This window comes from Streptomyces koelreuteriae (genome assembly GCF_018604545.1).
Classification (GTDB): Bacteria; Actinomycetota; Actinomycetes; order Streptomycetales; family Streptomycetaceae; genus Streptomyces; species Streptomyces koelreuteriae.
The window spans coordinates 2,405,437-2,425,861 of the sequence record NZ_CP075896.1; the positions used below are offsets into that span (position 1 = coordinate 2,405,437).

Genomic DNA, 20,425 nt, shown 5'->3' on the forward strand with positions numbered 1-20,425 from the left:
TGGCGGTCCGTAGGCTCACCGCTGATGGCCACGACATCCGCCCCCGCCCCCGACCGTTCTGCCGTGCGCTCCCTGTTGCGCCTGTGGCCGTACGTGCGGCCCGCGCGGGCACGGCTGTTCAGCGCCGCGTTCGTGGCGATAGTCGCCTCCAGCACGGGCCTGGTGATCCCGCTCGTCCTGAAGTGGCTGGTGGACGGGCCGGTCGCCGACCGGGACCCGGCCGGGGTGTGGCTCGGGGCGCTGTTCCTGCTGCTGCTCGGCTTCGCGGAGGCCCTGCTGTTCGGGCTGCGGCGCTGGCTGGTGGCCCGGCCGCTGGCCCATGTCGAGGCGTCGATGCGGGCGGATCTGTACCGGCACCTGCAGCGGCTGCCGGTGTCCTTCCACGACCGCTGGGCCTCCGGGCAGTTGCTGTCGCGGGGGATCGCGGACCTGGGCCTCGTCCGTATGTTCCTCGCCTTCCCGCTGACGTTCCTGCTGGTCAACGGGGTGACGATAGTGATCGGCGTGATCATCATGCTGCTCCAGGACTGGACGCTGGGGCTGGTGATCCTCGGGCCCGCCGTGCCCGTGATGGTGACCTGCGTGGTCTTCGAGAAGCGGTACGCCGAGGTGGCGCGGCGCGCGCAGGACCAGGTCGGCGATCTGACGACGGTCGTCGAGGAGAGCGTGCTCGGCATCCGCGTCATCAAGGGGTTCGGCCGCCACCGGAGCCAGGCGCGGGCGTTCCGGGACCTGTCGGGGAAGCTGCGCGGCACGGAACTGCGCAAGGCGCGGCTGCTGGCGACGATCTGGGGCGTCATCGTGACGCTGCCCGAGATGGCGATCGGCGCGGCGCTGGTCGTGGGCGTCGTACAGGTCGCCGACGGCGGCTTGTCGGCGGGCACGCTGGTGGCGTTCCTGTCGACGGCACTGGCCCTGCGGTGGCCGGTGGAGTCGATCGGCTTCCTGCTGGCGATGAGCCAGGAGGCGGCGACGGCGACGGAGCGGTATTTCGAGGTGATGGACGAGGAGGTGGAGGAGCCGGGAGCGGCTGGAAGTCCGGCGTCGCTGCCGGGAGGCGGGGCGCGTGACTCGGCGTCGCCGCCGGAGGACCGGGCGCCGGTGGTGGCCGGGACCTCGGCGTCCCTTCCCGCGGGCCCGGCACGCGACTCGGCGTTCCTACGGGAGAACCCGGCGCACGACTCGGCGTCCCTGTCGGAGGACCGGGCACGTGACTCGGCGTCACGAGGTGCCGACGCGCCCGCGCGGGCCGCATCGGTGGTGCGGCCGCCCGCGGCTCGGGCGGGCTTGCGCTTTCACGGCGTCACCTTCCGCTACCCCGACGCCCCCGCCGACTCCCCGCCCGTCCTCCAGCACATCGACCTGCACGTCCGCCCCGGCGAATCGATGGCCCTGGTCGGCGCCACCGGCAGTGGCAAGACGACCCTCACCGCGCTCATCCCGCGTCTCTACGAGGTGACCTCGGGCCGCATCACCCTCGACGGCGTCGGCGTCACCGAGCTGTCGAGGGACGCGCTGCGCGCCAAGGTGGCCGTCGCGTTCGAGGAGCCCACGCTCTTCTCGGCAGCGGTGGGCGACAACGTTCTCATGGGGGCCGACGGCACGGCCGGGACGGCGGAGCTGGAGCGCGCCCTCGCCGTCGCCCAGGCCGACTTCGTGCACGCGCTGCCGCAGGGGACGGACACCCAGGTCGGCGAGCAGGGCCTCAGCCTCTCCGGCGGGCAGCGGCAGCGTCTCGCGCTGGCCAGGGCCGTCGTCGGCCGGCCGGAGTTCCTCGTCCTGGACGATCCGCTGTCGGCGCTGGACGTGCACACCGAGGCCGCCGTGGAGGCCGCCCTGCGGGACGTCCTCGCGGACACGACCGCCCTGATCGTGGCACACCGCCCGTCCACCGTGCTGCTCGCCGACCGGGTCGCGCTGCTGTCCGGCGGCCGGATCGCCGCGGTCGGCACCCACCAGGAACTGCTGCGGACGAACGCGGAGTACGCGCACCTGATGTCAGGGGAAGAGGAGGGCGCACGATGACGGCGGCCACCAGCACACCGGCCGACAGGAAACCCGACGAGGAACCCGACGACCGGCCCGCCGCCACCGGCGACCCCTTCGACCAGGACGTCCTGCCCACTCCCCCGGGCGCCACCGCCGCCCTGCTGCGCTCCCTGCTCGCGCCCCTGAGGACCCGGGTCACGGTCACGACGGTTCTGCTGCTGCTCCAGCAGGCGGTCGTGCAGGCGGGCCCGCTGCTCGTGGCGTACGCCATCGACCGTGCCGTACCGGCGTTCCGGGCCGGCGACCACGGGCCGCTGATCGCGGTGGGCGCCGGCTATCTCGTCTGCGCGCTGGCCGCGGGCGGGTTGCAGTGGGCCTTCGTCCTCGCCGCGGCCCGCGTCAGCCAGGACGTGCTGCTCGACCTGCGCGGCCGGATCTTCCGCCACGCGCAGGCGCTGAGCGTCGACTTCCACGAGCGCTACACCTCGGGCCGGCTCATCTCCCGCTCCACGGCGGACGTGGAGTCGCTGCGCGAACTGCTGGAAGAGGGCCTGCAGGAACTCGTGACGGTCGTCCTGTCCTTCGTCTACATCTCGGCGATGCTGCTCTGGCTCGACCTGGGCCTCGGTGGTGTGGCGGTGGCGTCCTTCGTGCCGCTCTACGCCCTGGTACGGCTGTACCAGCGGCGCGCCGGGCGGGTGTACCGGGCGCGGTCCACCGCCATCGCGGCCGTCATCGTGAAGTTCGTCGAGACGATGAACGGCATCCGGCCCGTGCGCGCCTTCCGCCGCGAGGCCGTCAACGACGCGGACTTCGGCCTGCTCAACGAGCGGCACGAGCGGACCAACGGCAACGCGCTGCTGGAGATGGCCCGTTACGTCACCGGCTCGCGGCTGGTCGCCAACACGGCGGTCGCGGGGATCGTCCTGTGGGGCGCCTACCGCGTCGCGGGCGGCACCCTGGCCCTCGGGGTGCTGGCGGCGGCCGTGCTGTACCTGCGGCGGCTGTACGACCCGATCGACCGGCTCGGGATGTTCCTCAACTCCTACCAGTCGGCGGCAGCCTCGCTGGAGAAGATCGCCGGGCTGCTCGCCCAGACCCCGTCCGTCCCCGAGCCGGCCGGCCCCCGGCCGCTCCCGCCCCTGGCGAGCGAGCACCCGGGCCGCGAGGTCGTCTTCGACGGCGTCGGCTTCGGCTACCGCACCGGCGGCGAGGTGCTGCCCCGCTTCGACCTGACGATCCCGGCCGGGCAGACCGTCGCGGTCGTCGGCTCCACGGGCGCCGGGAAGTCCACGCTGGCCAAGCTGCTGGCCCGGTTCTACGACCCCTCCGAGGGCCGGGTGCTGCTGGACGGCGTCGACCTGCGCGACCTCGCGGTGCCCGACCTGCGGCGCGGGGTGGTCATGGTGACGCAGGAAGCCTTCCTGTTCTCGGGCACGGTCGCCGAGAACATCGCGATCGGCCGCCCGGACGCCACCCGCGCGGAGATGGAGCAGGCCGCGAAGGAGATCGGCGCCCACGACTTCATCAGCGCCCTGCCCGACGGCTACGACACCGACGTACGCAAGCGCGGCGGCCGCATCTCGGCCGGGCAGCGGCAACTGGTCGCGTTCGCAAGGGCGTTGCTGGCCGATCCGGCGGTGCTGATCCTCGACGAGGCCACCAGCTCGCTGGACATCCCGGGCGAGCGCGCGGTGCAGCGGGCGATGGCGACGGTGCTGAAGGGACGCACGGCGGTGGTCATCGCCCACCGGCTGTCGACCGTCGAGATCGCGGACCGCGTCCTGGTGATGGAGCAGGGGAAGATCGTCGAGGACGGCGCACCGGCCGAACTCGTCGCGGGCACGGGCAGGTTCGCCGATCTGCACCGGGCCTGGCGGGACAGTCTGGCGTAGCGGCGGCGGAGGGCGGGCGGATGATCGACGCGTACGAGGACCCGGGCACACCCGACCGCCGAGGCGGGGGCCGCTACCTGTGGTGGCTGGTCACCCGGCAGCCCGGGCGGTGTGCGGCCGGGGCGGTGTTCGGCAGTGTGTGGATGGTGCTGCTGGCGGCCACGCCGTATCTGATGTCCCGGGCGATCGACGACGGTCTCGAGCCCGGCGACATGCGCGCCCTGGTCCTGTGGAGCGGGGCGCTGTTCGCGGTGGGCGCGTTCAACGCCTGGCTGAGCGTCATGCGGCACCGCACGATGACCCGGGTGCGGATGGACGCCAACTTCCGCACGGTGAAGGTGGTCGTCGGCCAGGCGGTGCGCCTCGGCGCCTCGCTGCGGCGACAGGCGAGTGCGGGTGAGGTCGTCACGATCGGCGTGGGCGATGTGCAGACGGTCAGCCAGTCGCTGACGGTGGTGGGGCCCGGGGTCGGGGCGGTCCTGGGCTATCTGGTCACCGCCCTGCTGCTGATGTCGGTCTCGGGGCTGGTCGCCGCGGTCGTGCTGCTCGGCCTGCCGGTGATCCTCCTGCTGGTCGGGCCGTTGCTCGGCCGGTTGCGGGGGTCGGAGGCGGAGTACCGCGAGCGGCAGGGCGTGCTGACGGCCCGGATCGGCGACCTCGCGGGCGGGCTGCGCGTCCTCGCCGGCCTGGGCGGCAAGCAACTGGTGGCGGACGCCTTCCAGCAGGACTCACGGCGGCTGCGCGAGCAGGGCTACCGGGTGGGGAGGGTGACCAGCTGGGTGCAGGCGCTGGGAACGGGGCTGCCGACCCTGTTCCTGGCGGTGGTGACCTGGCTGGCGGCCCGGCTCACCGCCCAGGGCGACATCACGGTGGGCCAGTTGGTGTCCGTCTACGGCTATGTGGCCGTGCTGGTGTGGCCGGTGGCCTTCCTGGTCGAGTGCGGCTACCAGCTCAGCCGGGGCCTGGTGTGCGCACGGCGCGTCGTACGGTTCCTGCGCCTGGACCCGATGCCCGACACCGGCACCCTGGACGCCCCCTCCGAACCGTCGGCCCTGTACGACCCCGAGTCGGGCGTACGGGTCCTGCCGGGCCGCTTGACGGCTCTGGTGGCCGAACACCCGGCGGATGCCACAGCGGTGGTGGACCGCCTGGGCCGCTACACCCCGTCGAACGCGACCTGGGGAGACATCCGCCTGGACGAGATCGCCCTGAACCAGCTCCGATCCCACATCGTGGTGGCGGACCACGAGGCCGACCTGTTCGCGGGAACCCTCCAGGAGATGATCGCCCCTTCCTTCAGGGGCGCGGCGAACTGCGCGACAAGCCACAACGCACCCGCACACGCCACACAACTCAACCCCGCACTTCAGAAGGCGCTCCACACCGCCGCAGCCGAAGACATCGTCCAAGCCCTCCCCCACGGCCTGAACACCCAGATGGACGCCCAGGCGAGAAATCTCAGCGGCGGCCAACGCCAACGCATCCGCCTGGCAAGAGCCCTCCTCACCGACCCCGACATCCTCCTCACCATCGAACCCACCTCCGCCCTCGACGCCCACACAGAGGCCACAGTCGCCGCCCGGCTCAGAGACGCCCGCCAAGGCCGCACCACCGTCGTCACCACCACCTCCCCCCTGGTCCTGGACCGCACGGACACCGTCCTCTACCTGAAGGACGGCAAGGTCGAAGCCTCCGGCACCCACCACGAACTCCTCGACACCGCCCCCGCCTACCGCGCACTCGTCGCGAGGGAAACGGAAGAGGTCGCGGGATGAGCCAGGGACAACTGCCGGTCGCCGCCCGGGCCGACGTCCGGCGCGCCCTGCTCGGACTCGTACGGGCCGACGCCCGTGCCTTCGGTGTCGTCCTGGGCCTGAACGCGCTCGCGGCCGTGGCCGGGCTCGCCGGACCGTGGCTGCTGGGCAGGATGATCGACGACGTGCGGGCCGGGCAGGGCGTGGCCGCCGTGGACCGGCTGGCCCTGCTCCTCCTGCTGAGCGCACTGGCACAGGTGCTGCTGGCGCGCTGGGCCCGGTCCGTGGGGCATCGCTTCGGGGAGCGGACGCTGGCCCGGGTGCGGGAGCGGTTCGTGGACCGGGCGCTGACGCTGCCCGCGTCGGTGGTGGAGCGGGCCGGTACGGGTGATCTGACCGCGCGGGGGACGGCGGATGTGACGACCGTCGGCAACACCCTGCGGGACGCGGGTCCGGTCCTGCTCGTCAACCTGGTGCAGGCGTTGTTCCTGGTCGCCGCGGTGTTCCTGACGAACCCGCTGCTGGGCGCCCTGGCGGTGCTGGCGCTGACGCCGATCTGGATCGCGTTGCGCTGGTATCTGCGCAGGGCCCGCGACGGGTACCTCGCCGAGGGTGCCGCGACCTCGGACGTGGCGGAGATCGTGGCGTCGACGGCGGCCGGGGCGCGCACGGTGGAGGCGTTCGGGCTCCAGGAGCAGCGCACGGCCGCGAGCCGGGACGCTCTGGAGACCTCCCGCCGTACGCGCTACTACACGCTCTTCCTGCGCTCGGTGTTCTTCCCGGTGATGGAGACGTCGTACGTCCTGCCGGTGGCCGGTGTGCTGGTGATCGGCGGCGCGCTGCACGCGTCCGGGTCGATGAGTCTCGGGGCGGTGGTGGCGGCGGCCCTGTATCTGACGCAGCTCAGCGCGCCGCTGGACGAGGTCCTGGTCCGGATCGAGCAACTCCAGGCGGGCGGCGCCTCCTTCGCCCGGGTGGAGGGACTGGCCCGGGCCCCGCGCACTCCCGGGGAGGGCGAGTGTCCGGATCCGGACGGCGACCGCATCGACGTCACCGGCATGCGCTACGCCTACGACGGCGGTGTCGAGGTGCTGCGCGGCGTCGATCTGACGGTGACGCCCGGGGAGCGGCTGGCCATGGTCGGGCCGTCCGGGGCGGGCAAGACCACGCTGAGCCGGCTGATGGCGGGCATCGACGCGCCGACCGCCGGCTCGGTGACGGTCGGTGGTGTGCCCGTGGTCGGGCTCGGACCGGAGCGGCTGCGCCGCCAGGTCGTCCTGGTCACCCAGGAGCACCATGTGTTCCTCGGCTCGGTCCGTGACAACCTGCGGATCGCCGAACCGTCCGCCGATGACGCACAGGTGTGGAAAGCGCTGGCCGTGGTCGGCGCCGACACCTGGGTGCGGGAGCTGCCGGAGGGCCTGGACACCCGGCTGGGCCAGGGCGGTTGCCGCACCGACGGCTCGCAGGCCCAGCAACTCGCCCTCGCCCGGGTGGTGCTGGCGGATCCGCACACGCTGATCCTGGACGAGGCGACCGCCCTGCTCGATCCGACGACCGCCCGGCACACCGAGCGCGCCCTGGCCGCCGTCCTGGAGGGGCGCACGGTCATCGCCGTCGCCCACCGGCTGCACACCGCGCACGACGCCGACCGGGTCGCGGTGATGGAGGACGGCCGGCTGACCGAACTGGGCACGCACGACGAGCTGGTGGCGGCCGGCGGGGCGTACGCGGCCCTGTGGCACTCCTGGCACGGGGACCTGCCCGAGGGCCGTCAAGGGTCCGCCTAGGCAAGCGTTCGTATAGCGAACATGAACTTCCGGTCAACGAACCTTTTCCGGCCATACTGTTGACGCGGTCCTGACAGAAAGCGCACTCCCCTGCCACGCTTCCCACGACTGCTCCACAGAAACCCCACTGCAACACCTCCACCTCCCCAGGCCGGGCGACCCCCGGCCATGCAGAAGGAGTCAGTGTTGAGAAGCAGTTCCTCGCGAAGAGGCACCTCCCACAGACGCACTCCCCACACCCCTCGCCGTACCGCGGTCGTGGCCCTCGCCGGCGTCGCCGCGCTGATCGCCACCGCCGTGCAGGCCGGCACCGCCACCGCGACTCCGGAGAACAGGGCTCCGGCGGCCGCGAGCAAGGCGAAGCCTGGATCGGAATCGGTCCGGCTCACCCCCGCGCAGCGCGCCGCGCTGATCCGGGAGGCGAACGCCGGCAAGGCGGAGACCGCGAAGGACCTGGGCCTCGGCGCCCAGGAGAAGCTGGTCGTCCGCGATGTCCTGAAGGACCGCGACGGCACCGTGCACACGCGCTACGAGCGCACCTACGCGGGCCTGCCCGTCCTCGGCGGCGACCTGGTCGTGGAGAGCACGAAGGCCGACGCCACCGCGGCCGTCGTGAAGGCCACCCGCGCCGCGATCAAGCCGGCGACGACGAAGGCGGCGGTCTCCGCCGCCAAGGCCCGGCAGCAGGCCCTCACCGCGGGGAAGGCCGACGAGGCCAAGAGCCCGGACATCAACCGCGAGCCCCGCAAGGTGATCTGGGCCGCGAGCGGCAAGCCGGTCGTGGCGTACGAGACGGTCGTCGGCGGCTTCCAGCACGACGGCACCCCGCAGGAACTGCACGTGGTCACCGACGCCACCACCGGCGCCAAGCTGTTCGAGTGGGAGGCCATCGAGACCGGCACCGGCAACACGGTCTACAGCGGCACGGTCGACCTCACCACGACCCAGTCCGGGTCGACGTACAACCTCACCGACGGCGCCCGCGGCAACCACAAGACGTACAACCTCAACCGCGGCACCTCCGGCACCGGCACCCTCTTCTCCGGCCCCGACGACGTGTGGGGCAACGGCACGCCCTCCAACCTGGAGTCGGCCGGCGCCGACGCCCACTACGGGGCCGCGCTGACCTGGGACTACTACAAGAACGTGCACGGCCGCAGCGGTATCCGCGGTGACGGCGTGGGCGCGTACTCCCGGGTCCACTACGGCAACAACTACGTCAACGCGTTCTGGTCGGACAGCTGCTTCTGCATGACCTACGGCGACGGCTCGGGCAACGCCAACCCGCTGACGTCGATCGACGTGGCCGCCCACGAGATGACCCACGGGCTGACGTCGAACACCGCGGGCCTCAACTACAGCGGCGAGTCCGGCGGTCTGAACGAGGCCACCAGCGACATCTTCGGCGCGACCGTCGAGTTCTACGCGAACAACTCCTCCGACGTCGGTGACTACCTCATCGGCGAGGAGATCAACATCAACGGCGACGGGACCCCGCTGCGCTACATGGACAAGCCGAGCAAGGACGGCTCGTCCAAGGACAGCTGGTACTCCGGCATCGGCTCGATCGACGTGCACTACTCCTCGGGCCCCGCGAACCACTTCTTCTACCTGCTGAGCGAGGGCAGCGGCACCAAGACCATCAACGGTGTCACCTACAACTCGGCCACCTCGGACGGGCTTCCGGTCACCGGCATCGGCCGGGACAAGGCGGAGAAGATCTGGTTCCGCGCGCTGACCACGAAGTTCACGTCCACGACCAACTACGCGGGCGCCCGCACCGGCACCCTCGCCGCGACCGGTGAGCTCTACGGCACCGACAGCGCCGAGTACACGGCGGTCCAGCACGCGTGGGCGGGCATCAACGTCGGCACCCGTCCCGGCGACGGAGGCGGCGGCGGTACGTCCTTCGAGAACGCCGCCGACGTGGCGATCCCGGACCGGGGCGCGGCGGTCACCTCGCCGGTCACCGTCACCGGCCGGACGGGCAACGCGCCCTCCAACCTCCAGGTCGCGGTGGACATCGTCCACACCTACATCGGTGACCTCAAGGTGGATCTGGTCGCCCCCGACGGCACCGCGTACACGCTGAAGGGCTACGGCACCGGCGGCAGCGCGGACAACATCAACGAGACCTACACGGTGAACGCCTCCTCCGAGGTCGCCAACGGCACCTGGCAGCTGCGGGTCCAGGACAACGCAGCCATCGACACCGGCTACATCAACAGCTGGAAGCTCACCTTCCCGTAGGCCGCATCGGTCCCCAAGTCAGGGCGCCGCCCCGGTGGGTTCGAATCCCCGGGGCGGCGCCCGCTTCACATGCCCGGACCCGTCAGCCTGTCGTCGATTTCCGGCCAACATCACTCGTTACTCCTGACATGTACGCGCCCTTGGTGCCACTCTTCCCCCACCCGCCGCACAGCACCCCAGCAGTTCCCCCACATCAAGGAGCTCGTGTGACCCCCCTCTACGCGCGTCACAAGCGCACCACGCTCGCCATCGCCACCGCCGTCGCCGCCGGCGCCCTGCTCACCACCGGCCTGACCTCCGGCAGCAGCGTCGCCGCCGACTCCTCCTCCAAGCCGGCCCTCGCCGCCGCCCCCGTCCTGCTCTCGGCACCCGCCCGCACGGCCCTGGTCAAGGAGCAGCAGGCGGACGCCCCGGAGACCGCCGACGAGATAGGCCTCGGCGAGCAGGAGAAGCTGGTCGTCAAGGACGTCGTGAAGGACGTCGACGGCTCGGTCCACACGCGCTACGAGCGCACCTACGCGGGCCTGCCGGTCCTCGGCGGCGACCTCGTCGTGCACGAGTCGAAGTCCGGTGCGACCGAGGGCGTGACCAGAGCGACGAAGGCCACCCTCAAGGTCGCCTCGCTCAAGCCGACGGTCGCCGCCGCCAAGGCCGAGAAGCAGGCCGTGACGCTCGCCAAGGCGGCCGGCTCGGAGAAGACCGAGGCGAACTCCGCGCCCCGCAAGGTGATCTGGGCGGCCGACGGCAAGCCCGTCCTCGCCTACGAGACGGTCGTCGGCGGCCTCCAGGAGGACGGCACGCCGAACGAGCTGCACGTCGTCACCGACGCCGCCACCGGCAAGAAGCTCTACGAGCACCAGGCGATCGAGACCGGCACCGGCAACACCACGTACAGCGGCAAGGTCGACCTCACGACCACCAAGTCCGGGTCGACGTACAACCTGACGGACAGCACCCGCGGCGGCCACAAGACCTACAACCTCAACCGCGGCACCTCCGGCACCGGCACCCTGTTCTCCGGCGCGGACGACGTCTGGGGCACCGGCAACCCGTCCAACCTGGAGACCGCCGCCGCCGACGCGCACTACGGCGCCCAGGTCACCTGGGACTTCTACAAGAGCACCTTCGGCCGCAGCGGCATCCGCAACGACGGCAAGGCCGCCTACTCACGCGTCCACTACGGCAACGCCTATGTCAACGCCTTCTGGTCGGACAGCTGCTTCTGCATGACCTACGGCGACGGCGAGGGCAACGCCAACCCGCTGACCTCGCTCGACGTGGCCGCCCACGAGATGAGCCACGGTCTGACGTCGGCCACGGCCGGCCTCAACTACAGCGGCGAGTCCGGCGGTCTGAACGAGGCCACCAGCGACATCTTCGGCGCGGGCGCCGAGTTCTTCGCCGGCAACTCCTCCGACGTCGGTGACTACCTCATCGGCGAGGAGATCGACATCAACGGCGACGGCTCCCCGCTGCGCTACATGGACAAGCCCAGCAAGGACGGCTCGTCCAAGGACGCCTGGTCCTCCAGCCTCGGCGGCCTGGACGTCCACTACTCCTCCGGTCCCGCCAACCACTTCTTCTACCTGCTGTCCGAGGGCAGCGGCTCGAAGACCATCAACGGCGTGACCTACAACTCGCCCACCTCCAACGGCTCCACGGTCACCGGCATCGGCCGCACCAAGGCCCTGCAGGTCTGGTACAAGGCGCTGACGACGTACATGACGTCGACGACCAAGTACGCGGCCGCCCGCACGGCGACCCTGAACGCGGCCAAGGACCTCTACGGCGCCACCAGCACCGAGTACAAGGCGGTCGCGGCCGCCTGGTCCGCGGTCAACGTCGGCTGACCGAAGCACGACCCCAGGGCGGTACCCGGAGCGACGGCGGCTCCGGGTACCGCCTTACTCTTGGGGACCATGTCTTCGGAGGACTTCACCTACGCCGATGTCGGCGCCACCCGCGAGGAGCACTTCTGCCCGCCGGGCTTCCACCCCATGAACGTGCGCACGCGCCTGGGGGAGGGCGAGGAGGTCTTCCGGCGGGCCTCGGAGGCGGTGCTCACCTGGGAGATGCACCGGGCCATGGGCGTCGGCGTCGACGCGAGCGCGGAACGGGCCGCCCCCGGCGTCGACGTCACCGTCACCCTCGCCGGCATGATCAAGGCCCCCTGCCGCGTCGTCTGGACCCTGGAGGAACCCCGCCGCACCGGCTGGGCCTACGGCACCCTGACCGGCCACCCCGAGTGCGGCGAGGAATCCTTCGTCGTCGACCGCACGGGAGACGGCACGGTCTGGCTGACGGTGAACGCCTTCAGCAGGGCAGCAAAGTGGTACGCGAGGGCCGGAGGCCTGGCGACCAGGGGCTTGCAGCACGCGTACGCGCGCAGGTGTGGAGCGGTCCTACGGAACATCGCAACGGAGGGTGGCGACGGTCTTTAGGGGCGCGGGGCTGTATCGATTTGCGGCTCCGCCGCGTGGGCGCGACCAGCCCCCACGCACCCGCGGACAAGACTCAACGCATCAACAACCCGGCCGCCTCCACGAGCTCCTCGGACGGCCCGGCCACCAGCCCCAACTCCGCACTAGAGGCCAACAACCGATGCGCAGGAAGGATCCGCACCGTATACCCGAAAGGCCCGGTGCGATCCAACGACAAGGCCCCTTCATAGGCCCACCGCCCGTCCTCCCCGGGGGACCCGACCGGCTTCAGAGGAACGACCGTCGCGTCACCGATACGGTCCTCCTCGTCCACCCGCCCCGAGACGACCTGCACATCCACGTCATCCGGCCCGAGCACACCGAGACCGACCCGCACCCGCACCCCCAGCGTCGTACCCAGCTCCGCCAACGCCTCGGACACGGACGTCTCCACATGGTCGACCGTGACCCCCGGCCACGCACCCCGCACCCTGCCCTTCCACTCGGCGAGCTCCCGCGCCGCATCCACCCCCATCGAGCGATGCGCCAGCGCCGCAGGCGCGTAGAGCCGCTCGACGTACTCGCGGACCATGCGCCCGGCCAGCACCTTCGGCCCGAGCAGGCTGAGGGTCCGGCGGACCATCTCGATCCAGCGGTCGGGCAGCCCGCTGCGGCCGCGCTCGTAGAAGCGGGGCGTCACCCGCTGCTCCAGCAGGTCGTACAGCGCCGCGGCCTCTATGTCGTCGCGGCGGTCCGGGTCGGTCCCGACACCGTCGGCGGTGGGGATGGCCCAGCCGAAGTCGGGCTGGAACCACTCGTCCCACCAGCCGTCGAGGACGGACAGATTGAGACAACCGTTGAGCGCGGCCTTCATGCCGGACGTGCCGCAGGCCTCCAGCGGCCGCAGCGGATTGTTCAGCCAGATGTCGCAGCCCGGGTACAGCTTCTGCGCCATGGCCATGCCGTAGTCAGGCAGGAACACGAGCCGGTGCCGCACCCGCGGATCGTCCGCGAACCGCACCAGCTCCTGCACCAGCCGCTTCCCGCCGTCGTCCGCGGGGTGCGCCTTGCCCGCGACGACGATCTGGACCGGCCGCTCGGAGTGCAGCAGCAGGTCCATCAGCCGGTCGCGGTCGCGCAGCATCAGCGTCAGACGCTTGTACGAGGGGACGCGCCGGGCGAAGCCGATGGTGAGGACGTCCGGGTCGAGCACGCCGTCGATCCAGCCCAGCTCGGCCGTACCGGCACCGCGCTGCCGCCAGGAGGCCCGCAGCCGCTCCCGCACCTCGGTCACGAGCTGTTCGCGCAGGCCGCGGCGCAGCTCCCAGATCTCCTGGTCGGGGATGTCCGCCACCGAGTCCCAGCGGTCCGAGCCGCCGACGGTCAGCGCGTCCTCGGCGCGCTGCACACCGATCTGCCGGGCGCCGAGCCGGAACACCTCGGGGGCGACCCAGGTGGGTGCGTGCACCCCGTTGGTCACGGACGTGATCGGCACCTCGTCGGCGTCGAAGCCGGGCCACAGGCCGGAGAACATCTCGCGGCTGACGTTGCCGTGCAGCAGGGAGACACCGTTGGCGCGCTGGGCCAGGCGCAGGCCCATCACGGCCATGTTGAACAGGTTGGGCTCCCCGCCTGGGTAGGTCTCCATGCCGAGCCGCAGGACGCGCTGGACGTCGATGCGGGGCAGCTCCGCGTCGGGGCCGAAGTGGCGGGCGACCAGTTCGCGGTCGAAGCGGTCGATGCCGGCCGGGACGGGGGTGTGGGTGGTGAAGACGGTCCCGGAGCGGACCGCCTCCAGGGCCGCGTCGAAGTCCGAGCCCGCCGCGCAGAGTTCGGCGATCCGCTCCAGGCCGAGGAACCCGGCGTGCCCCTCGTTGGTGTGGAAGACCTCGGGCGCGGGATGCCCGGTCAGCCGGCAGTACGTCCGGACCGCCCGCACACCTCCTATGCCCAGCAGCATCTCCTGCAGCAGCCGGTGCTCGCTGCCGCCGCCGTAGAGCCGGTCGGTGACACCGCGCTCGCCGAGGTCGTTCTCCTCGACGTCCGAGTCGAGCATCAGCAGCGGGACCCGGCCGACCTGCGCCAGCCAGATCCGGGCGCGCAGCTGTTTGCCGCCGGGCAGGGCGAGGGCGACCTGGGCGGGGGTGCCGTCGGGCTCCTCCAGGAGGACCAGGGGCAGCTCGTTCGGGTCGAGGACGGGGTAGTGCTCCTGCTGCCAGCCGTCCCGGGAGAGGGTCTGGCGGAAGTAGCCGTGCCGGTAGAGCAGGCCGACGCCGATCAGCGGGACGCCCAGGTCGCTGGCCGCCTTCAGATGGTCGCCGGCCAGGATGCCGAGGCCGCCGGAGTACTGCGGCAGGGCAGCCGTGATGCCGAACTCGGGTGAGAAGTAGGCGATCGCGGCGGGCAGTTCCTCGGGCTGGGCCTGGTACCAGCGCTCGCCGGTCATGTAGTCGTGCAGATCGCCCGCGACGGCGGCGAGGCGGCGCAGGAAGCGGCGGTCCTCGGCCAGGGCCGCGAGCCGCGCGGGCGGCACGCTGCCCAGCAGCCGGACCGGGTCGCGCCCGGAGGCGGCCCAGCGCTCGGGGTCGACGGACTGGAAGAGGTCACGGGTCTCCGTGTGCCACGACCACCGCAGATTGCGGGCCAGATCGCTCAGCGGCCGGAGCGGGTCGGGGAGAACGGGTCGGACGGTGAATCGACGGATCGCCTTCACGGGTTCCACCTCGGCGCGTTCGCAGGTTGACGCAGGGCTTTGACACAGGGCTTCATCGACGTCTCCTACGACAGTACCGGCGGATGTGCCGCCGCCGCTGAGGCTCCGCCGTCGGACCCCCGATCGGCCTGAACAGCACCATTCACGGATATGGCCGATTCCACCCCCATAGGCGTCCTTGTGGTGTTTCACGCGCCACGAGAGGCTGCCTCTGGCGTACCGGCCCGCGCCCGCCGCTCACGGCGTCGCGCGGGCCGCCGTACGCCGAGTCGAGGAGGGGAACTCGGACCATGGCACGGACGCGCACACGGCGCCCGCGCTGGACGGGGGGCCTGGCCGCGGCGATCTGCATCGCGGCGTTTTCGGCCATCACCCTGCCCGCGCACGCCGTACCGGAGGGGCGGATACTCGGCGCCGGAGGACCCGGCTCCGTGCACGGCAGTTATCTGGTGACACTGAAGGAGGGCACGCGGGCACCGTCGGGGGCCGGAAGGGGCCTGGCCGAGACGTACGGGGTCGATATAAGCCACACCTACGGGACCGTCCTGAACGGCTACGCGATCAGGGCGAACGCGAGACAGGCCGCACGGCTCGCCGCCGATCCCCGGGTCGCCTCGGTCGTCCAGGACACCCGGGTACGGCTGGAGGGCACGCGGCGCGACCCCGCGTCCTGGGGACTGGACCGCGTCGACCAGCCGAGTCTGCCCCTGGACCGCAGCTACTCCTGGCCCGAGTCGGCGGGGGCCGGGGTGACGGTGTACGTGATCGACACCGGCGTCCGGACCACCCACCGGGACTTCGGGGGCCGGGCGAGCCACGGCTGGGACTTCGTCGGGAACGACAAGGTCGCGGCGGACGCAGGCGGCCACGGCACGCACGTGGCCGGCACGGTCGCAGGGAAGACCCACGGCGTCGCCGGCAAGGCCCGGATCGTCTCCGTGCGCGTCCTGGACGCGGCGGGCGCCGGCACCACGGCCCGGGTGATCGCCGGGATCGACTGGGTGACGCGGCACGCGAGGAAGCCCGCGGTCGCCAACCTCAGTCTGGGCGGCCCGCGCAACGACCGGCTGGACGCCGCCGTCCGTGCCTCCATCGCCTCCGGCGTCAGCTACACGATCGCCGCGGGCAACGACGGCAGGCCGGCCGGGCTGTACTCCCCGGCGGGCGTCAAGCAGGCGATCACGGTCGGCGCGACCGACCGCAGGGATACAAAACCGGCCTTCTCCAACCACGGTCCGGCCCTCGATCTGTTCGCCCCGGGCGTCGAAATCACCTCCGCCACCGCCGCGAGCGACACCGCGCGGGCCACCTTCTCGGGTACCTCGATGGCCTCTCCGCACGCGGCGGGCGCGGCCGCGCTGTATCTGGCCGATCATCCGAAAGCGACTCCGTCCCAGGTCGGGAGGGCTCTGACCACGGGAGCGGCGACCGGGAAGATCTCCGGTCGGGGCGCGGGTTCGCCGGACAAGTTACTGCGGGTGCCGCACCCGTAGGGCGAAGGAGCAGCCACACACCAGGGCCGGCCTCGTCCGTCGCGGACGAGGCCGGTCTTGTGTGTCGACATACGCGTGAGTAGTTAACAAAGTGCCGGATTGCCCACCCGAATAGGGTGGGAAGGCTCCTGCGGGTACCCCTCTCAGGAGCACCACGCAGGACCCACCTCCCCATAGACCTCCGCCCACCCACGTTGACGCGGACAGGAGCGGTCATGCCCGCCAAGCACCCTTCGTCACCACCCCCCACCCGCCGCACCGGGGCGCGCGCGCCCGGCGGCGGGGAACGTCCCGTGCGCCCGGCCGACACCGGCCCACCGGCCCCGCCACCGTCGCCCGCGGGCGAGGCGACCGCCGTCGGGCGCATACCCGTGCTCGATGTCCGCCCGGTCGTCCAGCACGGCCGCCGTCCGGCCAAGGCCGTGACCGGGGAGACCTTCGACATCTCGGCGACCGTGTTCCGGGAGGGGCACGACGCGGTGGCCGCCAATGCCGTCCTGAGGGACCCCGAGGGCTGCCCCGGGCCCTGGACACCGCTGCGGGAGCTGGCCCCCGGCACGGACCGCTGGGGCGCCACGGTCACCGCCGGGGAGCCCGGCCTGTGGACGTTCACCGTGGAGGCGTGGGGCGACCCGGTCGGCACCTGGCGCCACCACGCGCAGATCAAGATCCCGGCCGGCATGGACACGGACGTAGTCCTGGAGGAGGGCGCACGCCTGTACGAGCGGGCGGCCGACGGCGTCCCCGAGGAGGAGGGCCTGCGGGACGTGGTCCTGGCCGCCGTCGACGCCTTGCGGGACGAGAGCCGCCCGGCGGCCTCACGTCTCGCGGCGGCGTTGACGCCGGAGGTGGACGAGGTACTGGCCCGCCATCCCCTCCGGGACCTGGTCACCACCTCCGAACCCCTGCCGCTCCTCGTGGAGCGGGAGCGGGCCCTGTACGGCTCCTGGTACGAGTTCTTCCCCCGCTCCGAAGGCACCCCGAAGCAGCCGCACGGCACGTTCCGCACCGCGGCCCGGCGCCTCCCGGCGATCGCCGCGATGGGCTTCGACGTCGTCTACCTGCCCCCGATCCACCCGATCGGCACGACCTTCCGCAAGGGCAAGAACAACACCCTCTCCCCCGGCCCCGACGACGTCGGCGTGCCCTGGGCGATCGGCTCGCCCGAGGGCGGCCACGACGCCGTGCACCCCGCCCTGGGCACCCTGGAGGACTTCACCTGGTTCGTGGAGCAGGCCCGGGACCTGGGCATGGAGGTGGCTCTCGACTTCGCCCTGCAGTGCTCGCCGGACCATCCCTGGGTGCAGAAGCACCCCGAGTGGTTCCACCACCGCCCCGACGGCACCATCGCCTACGCCGAGAACCCGCCGAAGAAGTACCAGGACATCTACCCCATCGCCTTCGACGCCGACATGGACGGCCTCATCGCCGAGACCGTCCGGGTGCTGCGGCACTGGATGGACACCGGCGTGCGGATCTTCCGCGTGGACAACCCGCACACCAAGCCGGTCGTCTTCTGGGAGCGGGTCATCGCGGACATCAACCGCACCGACCCCGACGTGATCTTCCTGGCCGAGGCCTTCACCCGCCCGGCGATGATGGCCACCCTGGCCCAGATCGGCTTCCAGCAGTCCTACACGTACTTCACCTGGCGCAACACCAAGCAGGAGCTGACCGACTACCTCACCGAACTTTCCGGCGAAGCCGCCTCCTACATGCGGCCGAACTTCTTCGCCAACACCCCCGACATCCTGCACGCCTACCTCCAGAACGGCGGGCGCCCCGCCTTCGAGGTCCGGGCGGTGCTGGCGGCAACCCTGTCGCCGACCTGGGGCATCTACTCGGGCTACGAGCTGTGCGAGAACACCCCGCTCAAGGAAGGCAGCGAGGAGTACCTCCACTCGGAGAAGTACCAGCTCAGGCATCGCGACTGGGAAGCGGCCGAGCGTGAGGGGCGCAGCATCACCCGGCTGCTGACCAGGCTCAACACCATCCGGCGGGAGAATCCGGCCCTCCAGCAGCTGCGCGACATCCACTTCCACGACGCGGACCAGGAGGCGGTGATCGCCTACTCGAAGCGGCAGGGTTCGAACACGGTTCTGGTGGTCGCCAACCTCGACCCCCACCACACCCAGGAGGCGACGGTCTCGTTGGACATGCCGCAACTCGGCCTGGACTGGCACGAGTCGGTGCCGGTGCGGGACGAGCTCACCGGCGAGACCTATCACTGGGGCAGGGCCAACTACGTGCGTCTCGAACCGGGCCGGAGCCCCGCGCACGTCTTCACGGTGCTGCGACCGTCCACCCCGCAGATGGGAGGGTCACCCACAACATGATCGTCAACGAACCCGTTCCGGACACCTTCGAGGACACTCCCGCCAGGGACCGCGACCCCGAGTGGTTCAAGCGCGCCGTCTTCTACGAGGTGCTCGTCCGCTCGTTCCAGGACAGCAACGGCGACGGTGTCGGTGACCTGAAGGGCATCACCGCCAAGCTCGACTACCTCCAGTGGCTCGGCGTCGACTGCCTGTGGCTGCCGCCGTTCTTCAAGTCCCCGCTCCGCGACGGCGGCTACGACGTCTCCGACTACACGGCCGTGCTCCCCGAGTTCGGCGATCTCGCCGACTTCGTGGAATTCGTCGACGCCGCCCACCAGCGCGGCATGCGCGTGATCATCGACTTCGTCATGAACCACACCAGCGACCAGCACCCGTGGTTCCAGGAGTCGAGGAAGGACCCGGACGGGCCCTACGGCGACTACTACGTGTGGGCCGACGACGACAAGCAGTTCCCGGACGCGCGGATCATCTTCGTCGACACCGAGGCCTCCAACTGGACCTTCGACCCGGTCCGCAAGCAGTACTACTGGCATCGTTTCTTCTCCCACCAGCCGGACCTCAACTACGAGAACCCGGCCGTGCAGGAGGAGATGATCTCCGCGCTGAAGTTCTGGCTGGACCTGGGCATCGACGGGTTCCGGCTGGACGCGGTGCCCTACCTGTACCAGCAGGAGGGCACGAACTGCGAGAACCTCCCGGAGACGCACGACTTCCTGAAGCGGGTGCGCAAGGAGATCGACGCGCAGTACCCGGACACGGTGCTGCTCGCCGAGGCCAACCAGTGGCCCGAGGACGTCGTCGACTACTTCGGCGACTACCCCAGCGGCGGCGACGAGTGCCACATGGCCTTCCACTTCCCGGTCATGCCGCGCATCTTCATGGCCGTACGCCGTGAGTCCCGCTACCCGGTCTCCGAGATCCTGGCCAAGACCCCGGCCATCCCCTCGAACTGCCAGTGGGGCATCTTCCTGCGCAACCACGACGAGCTCACGCTCGAGATGGTCACCGACGAAGAGCGCGACTACATGTGGGCCGAGTACGCCAAGGACCCACGGATGCGCGCCAACATCGGCATCCGGCGCAGGCTGGCCCCGCTGCTCGACAACGACCGCAACCAGATCGAGCTGTTCACGGCCCTGCTGCTGGCCCTGCCGGGCTCGCCGATCCTGTACTACGGCGACGAGATCGGCATGGGCGACAACATCTGGCTCGGCGACCGGGACGCGGTGCGCACGCCGATGCAGTGGACGCCCGACCGCAACGCGGGCTTCTCGTCCTGTGACCCCGGGCGGCTGTTCCTGCCGACGATCATGGACCCGGTCTACGGCTACCAGGTCACGAACGTCGAGGCGTCGATGTCCTCGCCGTCGTCGCTGCTGCACTGGACGCGGCGGATGATCGAGATCCGTAAGCAGAACCCCGCCTTCGGACTCGGCACCTACACCGAGCTGCCGTCGACGAACCCGGCGGTGCTGGCCTTCCTCAGGGAGTACGAGGACGACCTGGTGCTGTGCGTGAACAACTTCTCCCGGTTCGCGCAGCCCACGGAGCTGGATCTGAGCGCCTTCGAGGGGCGGCACCCGGTGGAGCTGTTCGGCGGGGTGCGCTTCCCGGCCATCGGCGAGCTGCCGTATCTGCTGACCCTCGGGGGCCACGGTTTCTACTGGTTCCGGCTCCGCGGGGACACCGTATGAGGGCCGTATGAGGCCCGGATCGGCCTGCTGAGGCCTGTTCCGCGGGGCAGGCCGCAAACCCCCGCGGCGGGGCGTTTCCCCTGCCCCG

The 20,425-nt window shown here is 71.3% G+C and carries 11 protein-coding genes; 10 read left to right on the plus strand and 1 reads right to left on the minus strand.

What is annotated here, in order from left to right; translation table 11 throughout:
• The first annotated feature begins 24 nt into the window (after positions 1-24).
• The 7 genes from KJK29_RS10470 (at position 25) to KJK29_RS10500 (ending at position 12,119) form a co-directional block, all read left to right on the plus strand.
• Positions 25-2,025, plus strand: coding sequence for an ABC transporter ATP-binding protein (locus KJK29_RS10470; protein WP_215118437.1), 2,001 nt, complete (start codon positions 25-27; stop codon positions 2,023-2,025).
• On the plus strand, positions 2,022-3,884 hold the full coding sequence (locus KJK29_RS10475; RefSeq protein WP_215118438.1) for an ABC transporter ATP-binding protein: 1,863 nt from the start codon (positions 2,022-2,024) through the stop codon (positions 3,882-3,884). Before KJK29_RS10470 ends, KJK29_RS10475 begins: the two co-directional genes overlap by 4 nt.
• Positions 3,885-3,904: 20 nt before the next feature.
• Positions 3,905-5,659 carry an ABC transporter ATP-binding protein gene (locus KJK29_RS10480; protein ID WP_215118439.1) on the plus strand — a complete coding sequence of 585 codons (1,755 nt, stop codon included), beginning with the start codon at positions 3,905-3,907 and terminating at the stop codon, positions 5,657-5,659.
• A complete protein-coding gene (locus KJK29_RS10485; RefSeq protein ID WP_215118440.1) occupies positions 5,656-7,428 on the plus strand; it encodes an ABC transporter ATP-binding protein in 1,773 nt (590 codons plus the stop codon). The genes KJK29_RS10480 and KJK29_RS10485 overlap by 4 nt, the downstream gene beginning before the upstream one ends.
• Positions 7,429-7,596: 168 nt before the next feature.
• Positions 7,597-9,678, plus strand: a complete 2,082-nt coding sequence (locus KJK29_RS10490; RefSeq protein WP_215118441.1) for a M4 family metallopeptidase — start codon at positions 7,597-7,599, stop codon at positions 9,676-9,678.
• A 206-nt stretch (positions 9,679-9,884) separates the two neighbouring features.
• The gene (locus KJK29_RS10495) at positions 9,885-11,528 is read left to right on the plus strand and encodes a M4 family metallopeptidase (protein ID WP_215118442.1); all 1,644 of its coding nucleotides are present in this window, start codon (positions 9,885-9,887) and stop codon (positions 11,526-11,528) included.
• 69 nt (positions 11,529-11,597) lie between these two features.
• The gene (locus KJK29_RS10500) at positions 11,598-12,119 is read left to right on the plus strand and encodes a DUF1990 domain-containing protein (protein ID WP_215118443.1); all 522 of its coding nucleotides are present in this window, start codon (positions 11,598-11,600) and stop codon (positions 12,117-12,119) included.
• 73 nt (positions 12,120-12,192) lie between these two features.
• On the opposite strand, the gene KJK29_RS10505 is transcribed toward KJK29_RS10500, so the two are convergent.
• Positions 12,193-14,811 carry a glycosyltransferase family 1 protein gene (locus KJK29_RS10505; protein ID WP_215118444.1) on the minus strand — a complete coding sequence of 873 codons (2,619 nt, stop codon included), beginning with the start codon at positions 14,809-14,811 and terminating at the stop codon, positions 12,193-12,195.
• Between the two features lie 290 nt (positions 14,812-15,101).
• Between KJK29_RS10505 and KJK29_RS10510 the strand changes: the two genes are divergently transcribed.
• The 3 genes from KJK29_RS10510 to treS all read left to right on the plus strand — a co-directional run bounded on the left by KJK29_RS10510 (position 15,102) and on the right by treS (position 20,337).
• The gene (locus KJK29_RS10510; RefSeq protein WP_215118445.1) at positions 15,102-16,304 is read left to right on the plus strand and encodes a S8 family peptidase; all 1,203 of its coding nucleotides are present in this window, start codon (positions 15,102-15,104) and stop codon (positions 16,302-16,304) included.
• A 215-nt stretch (positions 16,305-16,519) separates the two neighbouring features.
• On the plus strand, positions 16,520-18,640 hold the full coding sequence (locus KJK29_RS10515) for an alpha-1,4-glucan--maltose-1-phosphate maltosyltransferase (protein WP_251057754.1): 2,121 nt from the start codon (positions 16,520-16,522) through the stop codon (positions 18,638-18,640).
• Complete coding sequence (gene treS / locus KJK29_RS10520; RefSeq protein WP_215118446.1) at positions 18,637-20,337, plus strand: maltose alpha-D-glucosyltransferase; 1,701 nt, start codon at positions 18,637-18,639, stop codon at positions 20,335-20,337. The genes KJK29_RS10515 and treS overlap by 4 nt, the downstream gene beginning before the upstream one ends.
• Positions 20,338-20,425: the final 88 nt, after the last annotated feature.

What these genes read in the sequence shown, in the direction of transcription:
- KJK29_RS10490 (WP_215118441.1), top strand. Translation starts at nt 7,597, where the DNA reads ATGCAGAAGGAGTCAGTGTTGAGAAGCAGTTCCTCGCGAAGAGGCACC.
- KJK29_RS10475 (WP_215118438.1), top strand. Translation starts at nt 2,022, where the DNA reads ATGACGGCGGCCACCAGCACACCGGCCGACAGGAAACCCGACGAGGAA.
- KJK29_RS10480 (WP_215118439.1), top strand. Translation starts at nt 3,905, where the DNA reads ATGATCGACGCGTACGAGGACCCGGGCACACCCGACCGCCGAGGCGGG.
- KJK29_RS10470 (WP_215118437.1), top strand. Translation starts at nt 25, where the DNA reads ATGGCCACGACATCCGCCCCCGCCCCCGACCGTTCTGCCGTGCGCTCC.
- KJK29_RS10510 (WP_215118445.1), top strand. Translation starts at nt 15,102, where the DNA reads ATGGCACGGACGCGCACACGGCGCCCGCGCTGGACGGGGGGCCTGGCC.
- KJK29_RS10500 (WP_215118443.1), top strand. Translation starts at nt 11,598, where the DNA reads ATGTCTTCGGAGGACTTCACCTACGCCGATGTCGGCGCCACCCGCGAG.
- KJK29_RS10515 (WP_251057754.1), top strand. Translation starts at nt 16,520, where the DNA reads ATGCCCGCCAAGCACCCTTCGTCACCACCCCCCACCCGCCGCACCGGG.
- KJK29_RS10485 (WP_215118440.1), top strand. Translation starts at nt 5,656, where the DNA reads ATGAGCCAGGGACAACTGCCGGTCGCCGCCCGGGCCGACGTCCGGCGC.
- treS (WP_215118446.1), top strand. Translation starts at nt 18,637, where the DNA reads ATGATCGTCAACGAACCCGTTCCGGACACCTTCGAGGACACTCCCGCC.